At 67.0% G+C, this 15,151-nt stretch carries 7 protein-coding genes; all 7 read right to left on the reverse strand.

The window, feature by feature from the left end; genetic code table 11:
* Positions 1–22: 22 nt before the first annotated feature.
* Positions 23–1,585 (reverse strand): PfaD family polyunsaturated fatty acid/polyketide biosynthesis protein, encoded by a 1,563-nt coding sequence (locus tag ACQPZ2_RS34440; protein ID WP_433522232.1) that lies wholly within the window; start codon positions 1,583–1,585, stop codon positions 23–25.
* Entirely contained in the window at positions 1,582–3,735 is a 2,154-nt protein-coding gene (locus ACQPZ2_RS34445; protein ID WP_433522233.1) for a beta-hydroxydecanoyl-ACP dehydratase, read from the reverse strand. The genes ACQPZ2_RS34440 and ACQPZ2_RS34445 overlap by 4 nt, the downstream gene beginning before the upstream one ends.
* Positions 3,732–10,142: an SDR family NAD(P)-dependent oxidoreductase gene (locus ACQPZ2_RS34450; protein ID WP_433522234.1), complete on the reverse strand. Its 6,411-nt coding sequence runs from the start codon at positions 10,140–10,142 to the stop codon at positions 3,732–3,734. Before ACQPZ2_RS34450 ends, ACQPZ2_RS34445 begins: the two co-directional genes overlap by 4 nt.
* Before the next feature lie 28 nt (positions 10,143–10,170).
* On the reverse strand, positions 10,171–10,776 hold the full coding sequence (locus ACQPZ2_RS34455) for an SGNH/GDSL hydrolase family protein (protein ID WP_433522235.1): 606 nt from the start codon (positions 10,774–10,776) through the stop codon (positions 10,171–10,173).
* Positions 10,773–12,023: an NAD(P)/FAD-dependent oxidoreductase gene (locus tag ACQPZ2_RS34460; protein WP_433522236.1), complete on the reverse strand. Its 1,251-nt coding sequence runs from the start codon at positions 12,021–12,023 to the stop codon at positions 10,773–10,775. Before ACQPZ2_RS34460 ends, ACQPZ2_RS34455 begins: the two co-directional genes overlap by 4 nt.
* Before the next feature lie 49 nt (positions 12,024–12,072).
* Complete coding sequence (locus tag ACQPZ2_RS34465) at positions 12,073–13,734, reverse strand: AMP-dependent synthetase/ligase (protein WP_433522237.1); 1,662 nt, start codon at positions 13,732–13,734, stop codon at positions 12,073–12,075.
* 103 nt (positions 13,735–13,837) lie between these two features.
* A complete protein-coding gene (locus ACQPZ2_RS34470; protein ID WP_433522238.1) occupies positions 13,838–14,770 on the reverse strand; it encodes a LysR family transcriptional regulator in 933 nt (310 codons plus the stop codon).
* Between the last annotated feature and the right edge of the window lie 381 nt (positions 14,771–15,151).

The raw sequence follows: 15,151 nt of genomic DNA on the forward strand, positions 1-15,151 counted from the left end.
AACGGCGATCCTGTTGCGCTCCTCAGCGCGGCTGGATGGGGCGCGGTACGAAGCGGGCGCATTCGGCTGGTAGCCGTACGCCTGCGGTGCGAAGTTGGGCGATTCGGGTGAGATAGGCGGCGCCCAGCATCATTTGGTCGGCGATGTCGGCTGCGTGGCGGTTGGTGATGGCGGCGAGGTAGGTTCCGGCGACCCAATTGTTGAAGCCGCCCATGGCGGGGCCGCACCAGATCTGGTAGTCGGCGGTGCGGTCGGCTTCGCCGCGGATACTCCAGCCGGAGGACAACCCGAGGTACCACCGGAATACCAAGGCCATCTTGCGTTTTGGATCTTCATCCGCGCCGACCAACTGTCCGGGGTCGCGTTCGGTGAAGTAGGTGACGCAGTCCTGCCAGACCGTTTCCAGTGGCCGCCGGAACAAGGTGGCCTCGAGGTCGTGGCGCAGGTCGGCGGGAATGTCATCCAGTCCGGTGTAGGCGCGGTAGGTGTCGTACAAGCGCTGGGCGCGGGCGGCGAACATGGTGCCTCGGCGCAGGACCTGGACCTGGACGCCGAGTTCGAACATATCGGAGGACGGCGACATGGTGCAGTCGGCGAAATCCGCTTGGGCCAGTAGCTGTTTGGTTGTTTCGCACTGGGCCGCCTCACAGGTGGCCTGGTTGATCGAACCGGTCACCACATAGGCGGCACCCAGCGCGAAGGCGGCGGCCGCGGCGGCGGGTGTGCCGATGCCGCCTGCGGCACCGATCCGTACCGCTGCCGCTGCGGGCACGGTGGTGGCAATCCGATCGCGCGCGGCGACCAGTTCCGGGAACAGCACGAGCAGTGGCCTGCGGTCGGTGTGGCCGCCGGAATCGGCTTCCGCGGTGATGTCGTCGGCCATCGGCACCTGCTCGGCCAGGCGGGCCTGTTCCGGTGCCAGATCACCGGATTCGACCAGTCGGCGGAGCAAAGCGATAGGCGCCGGTCGCAGGAAGGGTTCGGCGACCTCCACGCGGGACACCTTGGCTATCAGGCGATTGCGCACCTCGATCTGGCCGTGCCGGTCGATGCCGAGGCCCGCCGCCCGGTATCGCACGACCTCGGTGGTCAGGCCCATGAACGCCGAGGCCTCCACGCAGCGCACGCCGTGGCGCAGGCAGGAATCGACGATCGCGCGTTCCAGCGCCGGTTCCGAGGGACTGTGAATCAGGTTGCAGGCGAAGGGCTTTCCCAGCGAGCTGAGTTCGGCCAGCGCCGCATCCACGGCCGGGGGCGTCACCCCGGCCGCACCATACGATGCCAGGTAGCCCGCACGGGCCATCACCGCAACCAAGGCGGGAGCGGCGATGCCATTGGCCATCGCACCTGCCGCATAGGCCGCGCGCACGCCGTGCGTTGCGTGGAACTGTTTGTCCCCGAGCGACTCCGGCGGCAGCGGCGCGACCGCGGTGAGCACCTGCGACCGCGCCGCGACCGCGGCATCCGAGGTCGCGCCCACCCGGCCGTCGTGCCGCACGATCCAGCACGGCTGCCGTACGTCGAGCAGTACGGCCGTGATGTCGTCCGCGGTTTCCGCGACGACGGTGGTTGACGATGCGGTCACGGCCGCTCCTCTCGCTCACCGAGTTCGATTGCCAGATCGACCAGTTCGTAGATGCGCAGCCCCGGCTTCCACAGCGAACCGTCCGCGATGACGGTGACACCGTTTGCGCCCCTGCGGATTTCCTTGATGTGGGCCTCCAACCGCACCGTTCCGTCGGTCGGCAGGAATTGTCCGCGGTAGCGCCAGCTGAAGGCGATATCGGCGGGGATGCGGAAGACCGGATCGCCGATGGTGTCGGCGAATCCGGCATCGAGCATCCACTCCTGGATGGCGTGGATGACCGATTCCACTCCGAGCGATCCCGGGATCACCGGGTCCAGGTGGAAGTGGCGGGCGAAATACCAATCCGACGGGTCGATTTCGCGCAGTGAATGCAGATATCCCGCACCGTATTTTCCGCCGCCGTCGACTACGTCGATCCGGTCGATCAGTGCCAGGGTGCGGCGGGCACACAGCCGGGCATTCGGATCCGCTCGGCGAGCGGCGACATCGATGGTGCGGGTGGCTTGCGGATGCTCGTCCAGCCAGGTCGGGACGGACCGTCCGGCGTCCAGGCCGGTCTGGTTTGCCAGGGCTTCGTCGCTGAAGTACCCGAACATGGTCTCGCCGGTGTAGAAGGGTTCACCGTCCACGCTCAGCGTGTAGTCGAAATTCTGCAGTGACGAGCCGGGCAGGATCGTCGTCGAAAGCAGGCGCGAGTTCTGCTCGATTGTCTTGTCCCGCAGATCTATCCGGCGCAGGACGGTGGCGGTGCCGCCGAGGTTGCGCAGGCTCAGGGTGACACCCGGCTGGGTGAGGGTGGGACCGGCGTAGTAGCCCATCAGCAGTGCCGCCTGCAGCGAGATCTCCATGTACACGAAATGCGGCATGGATTCGTTGGCGGTATCGCCGTAGTACCAGGAATCGGCGGGTGAGTCGTATTCGGTGCGGTACGTCGCGCCATCCAATTTGCCACGGGCACCATCGAATTCGATGACACGATCGACCAGGAGCAGCCCACCCGTCGGTAGGCGGGTCGCCCGGACGCCGGTGTATTCGGCGAATTCGGTGCCCATGGCGATGGCTTGATCGCCGCGGGCGAGATGGGTCATGTGGAATTCGTTGAGCAGTAGGCCAGGTACGGCGGCACCTGGGCCGACGCCCGCGCCCGCCGGTTCGGCCACCGTCACGGTGACCCGCAGCGGAGCGGAACCCGCGATGGTCGCGGTGCCGGTGACATGCGGCCGGGGCACCAGGTCGATTTCCGTGACCACGAATTCGACTGTGCCAGTTTTGCTTTCGATGGTGCCCGGCTCGCTCACCAGCGTGCTCCGCGAGAGGCACAACTGCATGCCGGTGAACAGTGCGAATACCTCCGCCGCCTGTACTGCGGCCGCTCGGGTATCGCCGTCGAAATGCGCTACCAAGCGGCCGTTTCCGGTGCCGCCGCGCAATTCGATGGCCACGACCTCGGTGAGCACCAAGGGGCCCGCCGCCGCGAGTCGCGCCACGGATTCGACGCCGGCGCGCCGATATCCGAATACGCCGACGGCATCGCCCTCGGTGAGGCGTGCCAGCGCTGCTCGATCGAGGCTGGTGCGGGTGGTGCGGACCGGCGGCTTGAATGTCCACTCCGGTGCGGCGGTGATGCGTGCGCTCGAAATGGACTGGCCGCTGTGGCCCTGGTCCGCCGACGGGACCTGCGGGTGCACCGTCCGCTGCCATATCGCCCGTTGCAGTGCGACCTGGGCGGTCAGCGCCGCGCGGTGGGCGGCGACAACGCCCGAACGGATCTCGGTGAGCGGACCCGGGGTTTGCGTACGTGCCTGCGCCGTGGCCGTCGAGATTGTGACTTCCTGTACCACAGGCAGTTCATGCCCCCTTGGCGCTTCATGGCCCGCAGACGTTCGGTGCGCGGCCAGGCGTTGCTGCGCGGCCGGGCTTTCGTCCACCGCCCTGCTTCGGTGTACAGCCAGGCTTTCGCGGCCCGCCGAATTCTCGTGGCCCGCCGAGCTTTGGCGGACCGCGGAACTCTCGTGCACCTCCAGGCTCTCGCGGACCGCAGAGCTCTCGCCGACTGCCGGGCTCTCGCGGACCGCAGCCGACGCGACCCGGGCGGCAGCACCGCCGACCGGATCGAACGGCACGCCGTCGAACTCGATAACCGTCATGCCAGCCACCCCCGCACCGAAGCCTGGAATTTCGCGGTCAGATCCGGCGTCGTCACCACGGTGACATCCGAGAAGCGTTGCAGCACTGTCCCATCCGATGTTGTCGCGGTGGCGTCGATCCGGACATCGAAGCTGCCTGGCCGCGGGTTGTCCACCGTCAGTAGAAACGGCTCGTCGGTCGGCAGCTGCCGGTAGTAGTCCACGCGGCCGACACCCAGTGGCAGATACGCCGCCCCGAGGAGTCGGTAGCCGAGCACCGGTGGGCCCTGCAGGATCAAGTCGGCGAGGACCGGGTCGTGCAGGCGACCGGCGTATGCGCCGTCGGCCACTCGCGCGGCGGGCAAGGCGCAATCGAACACGATCGCCTCGTCCGAAGCCGCCAGTACCGTGCGCAGGCCCTGCAGGGCGGGCGCGTGGAACTGGATGGCATCGCGGTAGATATTCGCGTCGCTGACCGATCCGGTCGGGATCGTCTTGGTCGGCGGCTGATCGGCTCCGGCAGCCAGCAGCAGCGTCGCCCGGAAGTGCAGCGCATCATCACCGCGGACAGTCGCCTCGACCAGCGCTATGCCATCGACCGACTCGCCGGGGACGAGTTCGATCTCGAGCTCGTCCACCGGATGATCGAACACGATTCCCTTGAGGACCTGGAAATCCCTGGCACCGACGACCATTCGGCCTGGCAAGCCGCGCTCGGCCAGGTGCACCATCGCACCGATGCCGAACGTGGCTGGAAGCACGATATGTTCGCCGATTCGGTGCGCCTGGATAATCGGATCGTCGGTGATCCCGGTGATGATCCGCCGGGCCCGCACCGCGGGTGGATCGACTGTCGTATCGCCCATGAGACTTTCGGCAGGACCGATCAGTACTACCGCGTCGTCGTGTCGGTCCGCAGTGAACTGTTCGGTGAAGGCCGCCGCACCGGTCGCGGGGTCCAGCAGGGCGATGCCACGAGCGTGGAAATGCTCGCGCAGTTCGGGCGTCACCATGCCGCCGTCCCAGGCACCCCAGTCGATCGCGGTGACGTGGCAGTCGGGATGGCGGCGCCGATAGCTCACCGCGAATCGAGACAGTGCCTCGTTCGCGGCGGCGTAGTCGGCCTGACCCGCGTTACCGAACAGTCCGGCCACCGAGGTGAACAGCACCAGATGCCGTAGTTCGCCGAGTGCGGCCAGCACGGTGGCCAGCCCGGAGATCTTGGGATCCAGTACCCGCTCGATGGATTCGGCCGTTTTGTCGGTGAGCATGGAGTCCGCCAGCACACCTGCCCCGTGCACGACGCCGGTAATGGCGTCGCGCCACGGTGCGAGTGCGGTGCGCACCGCCGCTTCGTCGGTCGCGTCGACGGCCAGATACTCTGCCCGCGAACTCAATTCGGTCAGCGTTTCGCTGATTTCGCGGCTGGCCCGTACCTGGGCGCACGCACGCTCGATATCGCGTGGCTTTGCTCCGGTACCGGCGAGTGCGCGCACCGCGGCGGCCTTGAGCTCGATATCGGAAACGCCTGCAGCCCAGTCCGGTTCAGGTGTCAGTTCAGAGCGACCGAGGAGCACGAAGCGCGTCTCGCTCCGCTGTGCCAGCGCCCGGACGCACGTGGCGGTGACGCCACGCGCACCTCCCGTGACGAGCAGAACATCCTGTGCCGTAAGCACACTCGGCCCCTGCTCGTGACGCACGATGCTGACCGAACTGGCAGGCGCATGCGCACTGGGCACCAGCGTCCTGCGCTGCTCCGCCGCATCGATACCGACCTCGAGCGTGTCACGCGCGGCATCGTGCAACTCCGCGGCGACCAGCTCGGCCAGTCGCACCGGTGTGATTTCCGGGTCGAAATCGAGTGCCCGGCAGAACAGCGTGGGCTGCTCGGCCGCAAGGGTTTTCACGACACCGCCGACACCGCCGAGCAAGGCGGTGATCGGACCCGCCGTGCCGATGAAACCGAGCTGACCGTCGAGCCGGGTCACCGTGACGAACGCCGCCCGACCGTCGGTCTTCGCCAAGCGCGGCACCGCATGACCTGCGGTCAGCACGGCCGCGCCGAGCCACCGCTGTGCGGCCTCCCAATCGGCGAACTCACAGCTCAGCACCGCGAGGCAGACATCGACGGAATCGAGATCCGACAGGTCTGCCGGATCCGTCCGATGCACCGACCAGCCCTGCTCGGTGAGCACGGATTCGATGGCGGCGCAGTCGGCATCCGCCTGACCGGTGAGGTCGATCAATGCGACCGCACCGCCCGCGTGATACGGGGCAACAGCATGGTCCAGCGACGGCAGGGTGATCAGTTCGACGGCATACCGCGGCGTTTCGGCCGCGGCCTCAGCTTTTGGGTGGACATCACCACCCACCGACGCGAGCTCGTCGACGATCTGATCCACCGTGCGTAGCGTGCCGAGCTGCTCCGGACCGAGACTGGGTAAGTCCGGAAACCGTTCCTGGAGTGCGCCGATCACCTGGACTCGCTTGATCGAGTCGACGCCGAGGTCGGCCTCCAGATCCATCGACGGATCCACCATTTCGACCGGATAACCGGTCTTCTCGGCCACGACCTCCCGCAACGCGATCCGCAGGTCGTCACCCGTGGGTGTGGCCGTCGAAGTGGTTCCGGCACCAGCCGTGGGTGCCGCAGCAGCAGCAGTTCCGGCAACCGCAGGTGCAGTCGACCCAGCAGTTCCAGGAGCCGCGGCAGGCGCGCCCGGCCCCGCCGAGGCCGCCGCATCCGCGCCCAGCAAACCCGCGATCTGATCGAGCGTGCGCAGCGTCCCCAACTGCTCCGGCCCGAGGTTCGGCAACTGCGGGAACAGCTCCTGCAGCGCACCGATCACCTGAACCCGCTTGATCGAGTCCACACCGAGATCGGCCTCCAGATCCATCGACGGATCCACCATCTCCACCGGATACCCGGTCTTCTCGGCGACGACCTCCCGCAACGCGCTCAGCAGTGCGTCGGTCGATGCCTGAGAGCTGGATGCCGCGGACTCCAGGCCACCATCGGCCTGGAACTCGGGCGCAGCGGCAACGCCACCGTTGACCTGGGAAGCGGCAGTGCCACCGTTGAACTCCGGAGTGACCGGTCCACCATTGGTGGAGATCCCCGAATGCGTCGCATCGGTTTCGGCAGCACCAGAGGTACCGACGCCCCCGGAAGCCAACGGCCGACGCTCAGGCGCCGACTCGATCGCCGTCTGCCGAGTGGACTCCACCCGCCGCGTCACGGCCGTCCGCGCAACAGGCGCGAATCCACCCTCCAGCTCGGCCAACTGCGCGAGCACTTCACTTGCCCGCGAATGACTTTCACTGATCGCCACACCGTGATCCTTCACGGCTTCGATCGCCCGCACGGTCGCCTCGTCGAGCGATCCGTTGCCGAGCGCCCCGGCCAGGTTGCGGGCCATATCCAGCTGCCCGTCGAGGAACTGACGGTGGGTCTGTAGGTGCTGCACGAGCGCACTGTCGAGTGCGTCCGAGCCCGAATCGTAGGGCTGATACACAGTCGTCTCCGTTGGTTCGGCGAAAGTTGCTGCCACCGGCAGCGTTTCAGGCTGAGGATCGACGACGGTGTCGACAGGAGTTGGTGCGGCGACACTGACGCGATAGCCGTCGTCGAGTGCGGCCGCATACGCCGCGCGCCGAGTCTCGGGCACATATTCGGGCGCCGAGATCGTCACGGTCATCGCACGATTCGAGGTGCGCGATGCGGGCAAAGGCGCGGCGTGCCGATTGATGCCGTGCAGGCCGAAGCCGAGCACGGCCAGCCGCATCGCCGCCCGTCCCAGCGCGAGATCGCTATTGCCGATGGGACCGGAATCGGTGGGGATGGCGATGACATCGTCGCCGAGGGTGCGCCGCACCAATGAGGTCAGCACCTGCTTCGGCCCGAATTCCACGAATACCGTGCAGCCGTCCGCACGCATCGCGGTCAGCGCGGCGACGAATTCGACCGGCTTACTGAGCTGTCCGGTGAGCAGCGCGCGATTGGCCGCGACATCATCGCCATAGCGGGCGTCGGGGGTATTCGCATACACCGGCGCGTCGGGCGCACCGATCGTCACCGCAGCGGTCGCGTCGGCGAAGGCGTCCACCGCATGCGCCACATAGGGCGTGTGGAACGCACCGGAAACCGGCAGTGCCCGAGTGGCCACCCCACGCGCACCGGCCCGCTCGACCACGGCGGCGATCCCCTCCGGCCCGCCGCCGATAACGACCTGATCGGGCGCATTATGGTTGCAGATCCACACATCGTCGACACCGGTGAGCAGTTCCTCGGCGATCTCCCTCGACGCGCCGAGCGCCACCATGGTCCCGGCCTCGACACCGGCCGCCGCCGTCATCGCCGCACCGCGCGCCCGGGCCAGGGCGAAGAAGTCCTCGGTGCCGACCGCACCGGAGGCCCACAGCGCGGTGAGTTCACCGAAGCTGTGTCCCAGATATCCGTTCGCACGGAACCCGCACTCCGCCAGCGCCCTGAATTGCCCCGACGACAGCGCGCCGATCGCGGGTTGTGCGAATTCGGTTCGGCGCAAAGACTTTTCCTGCTCCGACGATGTCTCTTCGTCGAAGGCGGGCGGTGGGAACACCACCGAAGACAGCCGCACCGGCGCGCCGGTGAATGCGATATTGGCCGCATCGAAGGCCGCGCCCACCGCCGGATTGCTCAGTGCCGCATCCGCTCCCATATCGACGTACTGACTGCCCTGCCCGGCGAACAGCGCACCGATCTTGCGCTCCGGCAATGCCGCCGCCCGGAAGTACACGCCCTCCGGGTGATCCCAGGCCACGGCCTCGGCATTGCGCACCAGTTCGTCCACCGCGAGCACCCGCAGGTGCGCGGCATTCTCATCGTCGACCGAGACGAATCCGATGCGCGCGTGGTCCTCCGGAATATCGCCGCCGTCGACGCCATCCACACTGCGGACCGCATCCACCAGCCCGGCCACATCGGTCGCATGCCACAGATGCGCCTGCGCGGTGCGATGCAGTACCGGCTCGGTGCGACCGGAGTCGGCCTCCTCCAACACGACGTGGAAGTTGGTGCCGCCGAACCCGAATGCCGAGGCCGCGGCCCGGCGCACCGGACGCTGCGGATCCAGGATCCACGGCCGCGTCCGGGTATTCACGTAGTAGGGCGCGTCATCCGGCGCGATCTCCGCATTGGGCGCGTCGACATTGATGGTGCCCGGCAACACCTTCTGGTGCAGTGCGAGTGCCAGTTTCATGACCGAGGCGGTACCCGCGGCACCCTTGGTGTGCCCGATCTGCGACTTCACACTGCCCAGCGCCGCGAAGCGAGGCTCCGAAGTCGCGTCGGACAGCAGCGACTTCAGCGCGGTCAGCTCGGTCTTGTCGCCGACTGGCGTACCGGTCGCATGCGCCTCGATGAGCGCGACATCCGCCGGTGAGCAATCGGCGTCGGCATAGGCCCGATCGAGGGCGACCCGCTGCCCGCCCGCCCGCGGCGCGTAGATGCTCTTCGCCCGGCCGTCACTGGAGGAACCCAGGCCGCGGATGACGGCATAGATCCGATTGCCGTCGCGACGTGCGTCTTCCAGCCGCCGCAGGGCGAGCATGGTGATGCCCTCACCGAGCAGCGTGCCGTTCGCATCGGAGGAGAACGGGCTGATCTGTCCGTTCGCGGACAGCGCCCCCACCTTGCTGAAGCACATGTAGATGAAGATGGTGTTCTCGGTATCCACACCGCCGGTGATCATCATGTCGGCCCGGCCGTCCTGCAGTTCGGCGATGGCCGTCCGCAGTGCCGCAAGCGATGCCGCACACGCCGCATCGACGGTGCAGTTGATACCGCCGAGGCCGAGGCGATTGGCGACCCGGCCCGCGGTGATATTGGCCAGCAGGCCCGGGAACGAATTCGCTTCCCACGGCGCGAAAGCCGCGACGAACTTGTCGGCGATCGCATCGGCGTCGGTATCGGAGAGTCCGACCGAGCGCGCCGCCTCCTTCAACACCGGTGTCGAAAGTCGTGCCGCCAACGGATGCATCAGCGGCACGGGACCGGTGGTGCCGAGCACGACGCCGGTCTTGCCCGGGTCGTACCAGGCGGAATCGACCGCGCCCGCATCGATCAGCAGATCGCGCGCCACACCGAGGCTGAGCGTCTGCATGGTGCTGGTGACTTCGAGCTGATTGGGCGGCAGCCCGAATTCCAGCGGGTCGAAGTCGATATCGGGCAGGAACGCGCCGCGACGCGAGTAGGTCTTATCAGGCGCGTCCTGATCGGCGTCGAAGTAATCGTCGAGGCTCCAGCGCGATGTGGGCACCTCGGTGGTGCAGTCCACGCCGTCGACGATGTTCTGCCAATACTCTCGATGGTTGTGCGCGTTGGGCAGCAGCCCGGACATCCCGACAATAGCGATCGGGTTGCGCGCCAGGCGTCTGTCGTCTGTCACGAAAGTTCCTCTCGAACCGGGTGGAAAATCAGGCGGCGACGGTGGTCGCGGTACGCGACGCGATGAGTTCGGCCGCACCCGCGGCGAACATGTGATGACCGAGCGAGCTCGGGTGCAGACCATCGGCGGTCCACACCTCGGGCTGCTCCCACTCGGCCTGGGCGGCGATATCCAGCAGCAGCGTGCCGGTTTCAGCGGTGACCGCGGCCAGCAACGTATTCGCGAAGTCGAACCGCTCCCGCAGCAGCGCACGGAAGCCGTCCGGCACCGGCAGGCGGGCCGGAATGTCCGGGTAGCTTGCCGTGAAAACCGTTACGCCAGTGCTACGTAACGTGCCGAACAGGGTGCCGAGATTGCGCTCGAACCGGTCCGGGTCGAAGTCACTGACCAGATCGTTCACGCCGACGACGACACCGAAGAGCCCGGATCGCGCCGAAACAGCCCGGCGCAGTTGCTGTTCGAGCACAATGCTGGTCGTGGCCCCGTGCACACCGAAGTTGCGCACGGCAGCGGGTCGCAGGCCGAGCTGGCCGCCCAGTCGGGGCACCCAGCCGCGGTAGCCGCCACCGGCCGCGGCGTCACCGCGGCCCTCGACGAAGCTGTCCCCCAACGCGGTTAGGCCGGGGCCGTTCATGCCGTCACCCCGTCGTTGGTGACATGCCGCGCGTCGACCGGGAAGTCGACCTTCTCGTACAGCTCGGTGAGCTCCTGCTCGCCGAAGTACTTGTCCGGCGAGTAGATTCCGGCGATCAGCCCGAAAAACTTCTTCGAGTAGTCCTCGTCATAGCTGGTCGCGCGGAATACCGAGTCGTAGTACGGCGTCAGCGACAGCTCCGAAATGCTCTGTGTCAGTTCGTAAGTGCTCGCGCTCTGTGCATCGCGCTCCACCTGGTACTCGGCCAGCGCCTCATCGAGCGGCCGGGCGCCGGACAGGCCCGCGTCGACCAGATCGGCCAGCAGCTGGGCGTACTTGAAGGCGTCGGTAATGCCCCAGCCGGTGAAGGGATCCTTGTGGTAACCGGCGTCTCCCACCAGCGCCCAACCGGGGCCGTAGGAGCGGCGACGGTAGTTGTCCGGGTAGAGCATGGGCCGGAACTGCTCGACCCGCTTACCCGTATCCCGCAGGCGCGCACCGATTTCCGGATCGATCTGGTCGACGATCTCCTGTACACCGGCATCCGGATCGGTGCGGAAGTCGCGGAACCGGTCGCGCTTGCGCATCACCGCGACCAGCGCGAGTCCGTCATTGGTCGGCCACGACGCGAACTGCTGCTCGCCGAATCCGGTGCGGTGCTGCATACCCCAGTCGACGCCCTCGTAGTAGGAGTAGTAGACGAAGCACGCCGCCGGGGAACCCTCGTACACCTCGGTGCCGACCGCCTTCGCCACGGTCGAATTCGATCCGTCGGCACCGATCACCAGACCGGCACGGAACTCCTGTTCCGCACCGTCGCGGATGCGCCCGCGAATGCCGACCACCCGATCCTCGTCGAACACCAGCTCGGTGACGGAGAATCCGTGGATCACCTCGACGCCCGCGTTGCCGGCCGCGTCGACCAGGATCTTGTCCAGCACGGTGCGGCGCGGGCAGTACACGGCGTCGATGCCGTCGGCCGCGACATCGGCGAAGCCCTTGATGACGATGTCGGTGTAGGAGAAGTTCAGGTGCCGGATGGGCGGGCAGCCGGAGGCCACCACCTCGTCCAGCAGACCCCACGACTTCAGCATTCCGAGTCCGGCCTGGTGAATGTAGTGGGTCGAGGGGGTGTCGCTCGGGAAGGTGGCGCGGTCCACGGCGAGGACCCGGTAACCCTTCCTGGCGAGCAGCATGGCCAGCGGGGAACCCGCAACCCGAGTTCCGACAACGATGACGTCGTACATGTTCGCATCACTTTCCGGTAGTCGAATTCGATTTCGAGATCGGCCGCGCTTATCGCGCGGGTTGGCGTGCCGGGTAGAGGTAGTCGATATCGGCGGAATAGGCCGCCGCGATCGCGGCTCGGCGCAGTTTCCGCGAGGAGGTCAGCAATCCGTCGTCAACGGTGAAGTCGCCGTCCACAATTCGGAATGTGCGGATCGATTCCGCTCGGGAGACAAGGGAATTCGCGTCGTCGACCGCGGACTGCACGGCGGCTTCGAGATCGCCGTCGGGATGGTCGCCGCGCCAGCGCTGCACCTGCACCGGATCCAGCGTCACCAGCGCCGTGACATAGTCGAGGCCGTCACCGACCACCATGCAGTTGCTCACCAGCGGATGCAGCCGCACCCGGTCCTCCAGCGGCGCGGGCGCGACATTCTTGCCGCCGGAGGTCACCAGGATCTCCTTCTTGCGCCCGGTGATCCGCAGGTAGCCGTCGGCGTCGAGTTCACCGATATCGCCGGTGTGCAGCCAACCTTCGTCGTCCACGACGGTCTGGTCCGCCGCCGCACCCCAGTAGCCCGGCGAGACGTGCGGGCCGCCGACCAGCACTTCGCCATCGGCTTCCGCGATGGCGACCGAAGTGCCCGGAATCGGTCGCCCGACGGTGCCGAGCCGATTGGTTTCCGGGGCACTGACCGTCACGGCCGTCGCCGCCTCGGTGAGCCCGTAGCAGTTCAGCAGCACCACACCGAATCCGGCGTAGAACCCGATCGTCGACTCGTCGAGCGACGCGCCGCCGGAGATGACCGAGCGCAGCTGCCCACCGAGCGCGGCCGCCACCGGATGGTCGGACGGGTCCGGTGTCGCCTGGTCACGCAACACTGCCAGGCCGCGCGCCACCGCCTCCTGCTCCTCGGTGCCGGACAGCATCGTTCGGCAGTACTTGCGAATCTTCTCCAGGCCGTAGGGAATCAGGGCCAGGAAGGTGGGCCGCAGCGTCGGCAGCACCGGAACCAGGTCCGGGATGCCGGGCAGCAGATGGGTACGGCTGCCGCCGAACAGGCACGCGAACAGGATGGTCTGGCCGAAGACGTGCGAAAGCGGCAGCGCGAGCACGGTCGTGCCGTCGAACAGCTCGCCGGTCCGGCGCACGGTATTGGCCGAGGATACGAACATATTGCGGTGCGTGATCAGGCATCCCTTGGAGACGCCGGTCGTGCCGCTGGTGTAGACGATCATGGCCAGGTCATCGGCGTGCACCGCGGCGATGCGGGCACCGAGATCCGCGTCGATCTCGGTGGCCGTCCACTCCGCGATCAGCGCGAAGGTCCAGACCTCGCCCGCACCCGCGGCCCGCAGGCGCGCTGCATCGGACTCGTCTTCGGCGACGAAATAGGCACTGCCGCTATCGCGCAGGATGTGCTCGATCTGCGCCGCCGAGGAGGTCGGATACACCGGCACGACCACCGCGCCGAGGGCGAGCAGTGCGCAGTCCAGCAGCGCCCACTCCAGGCTCGTGCGGCCGAGGATCGCGACCCGATCCCCGGCCTGCACGCCACGCCCGGCCAGCGCCGAGGCCAGCGCCCGAGCGCGCCGGTCCACTTCGGCGCAGGTGAGTTGGGTCCCGTCCGCGCCGCACAGCGAATGCCGTTGCGGATGTGCCGCGGCCGCACCGGAAATCACCGAGTACAAACTCGCGTCGTCCGGGAGGTCGATTCCGTTCTCGGTCACTGACACTGTATTCACAATGTCGAATTCTGGTCGGCGGCAACGAATTACGTCCCCGCCTATACAGAGGTTCCTACCGCGCGAATGTCATGGCCTATCGAAGGCCTCAAGCCGATAGCGCGCGGGCAATATCTATACGTGCCGGTTCGGGGGAATCGATGCAATCCAGGAAAAACGAAACCGCCGGATTCGTCTCATCCGTACGCCACACCGCGTACAAATCCAATGTCGGCACCGGATCGAACAGTTTGACCGCCACCGAGCTACTGCCCGGCGCACCCATCCCCATCGAGATCGCGCGCGGCAGCGAGGCGAATCCGACGAACGGACGCACCGAGACCATATGCGCGGTCGCACCGGGATCATCCGCGGTATGCGCGACCGCCAAGCTGATCCTGGTGTCCGCGGCCGCGCGGAAGATGGAGTCGTACATGGCCGGACACTGTTCACGGGCGAACAGCACACACTCCTGCCCCGCCAATTCGGCGAACGGCACACCGGGCCGGTCGGCCCAGCGGTGTCTTCGCCCGACCACCGCGACCAGCGGAACCCGGTGCAGCAATCGGCGATACGAGAAGTCCGAGGTGCTCGGGTGGCCGTAGACCAGCGCCACGTCGAGCGAGCCGTCGGCCAGCGCCACCAGCTGCGGGCCGGTGCGCTTCTCCCACAGCGACACCACGATATCGGGATGTCGTTCGGTCATTCCGGTGAGCGCCTCCGGCAGCACATGTCTGCTGGCCGGAAGGTTGTAACCGATATTGAGGGTGCCCGCGCGCCCCTCGGCGGTCGCCTTGGCGACCTGGGCGGCCCGGTCCATCTGGGCCACGATGATGCGGGCTTGACTCTCGAATTCTCGGCCCGCCGGGGTCAGCTTGACCTCGTGGGAGTTACGTGCGACCAGTTGCACGCCGAGTGATTTCTCCAGCTTCTGCAGCTGGGCACTGAGACTGGGCTGCGTGAGATGCAGGCGCTGCGCTGCGCGGCCGAAATGCAGCTCTTCGGCAATAGTGATGAATGAAACCAGATGTCGGAACTCCATGCCGCAGGCTCCTTATTCCGCGTACCCGAAACGTTAGCGGAGCCAGGTAACCGAGGATGAACCGCGGTCGGACGGTTTTCGCCGAGACCATTGCGGCCGGGTGAACTGACCCTTATGCGTTTCGCATATGTGCTATCGCGGAGTCGCGACTATCCAGCATCCCCGAAACCACGGACCCAGGCAATAGCGAATAGCTCACGACTGCGCCTCGCTGGCGCTCGGCTTCGTCGTGCGCTATTGCGCGCTGTGTTGATGGTTCACTCGCTGACGCTCGCTCACGACTGCGCCTCGCTGGCGCTCGGCTTCGTCGTGCGCAATTGCGCGCTGTGTTGATGGTTCACTCGCTGACGCTCGCTCACGTTCGGACCCGGTGCGTTATCA

This window comes from Nocardia pseudovaccinii (assembly GCF_050942345.1).
Taxonomy (GTDB): Bacteria; Actinomycetota; Actinomycetes; order Mycobacteriales; family Mycobacteriaceae; genus Nocardia; species Nocardia pseudovaccinii.

Excerpts from the sequence above, each read along its gene's own strand:
- ACQPZ2_RS34445 (WP_433522233.1), bottom strand. The coding sequence starts at position 3,735 with ATGACGGTTATCGAGTTCGACGGCGTGCCGTTCGATCCGGTCGGCGGT.
- ACQPZ2_RS34455 (WP_433522235.1), bottom strand. The coding sequence starts at position 10,776 with ATGAACGGCCCCGGCCTAACCGCGTTGGGGGACAGCTTCGTCGAGGGC.
- ACQPZ2_RS34460 (WP_433522236.1), bottom strand. The coding sequence starts at position 12,023 with ATGTACGACGTCATCGTTGTCGGAACTCGGGTTGCGGGTTCCCCGCTG.
- ACQPZ2_RS34470 (WP_433522238.1), bottom strand. The coding sequence starts at position 14,770 with ATGGAGTTCCGACATCTGGTTTCATTCATCACTATTGCCGAAGAGCTG.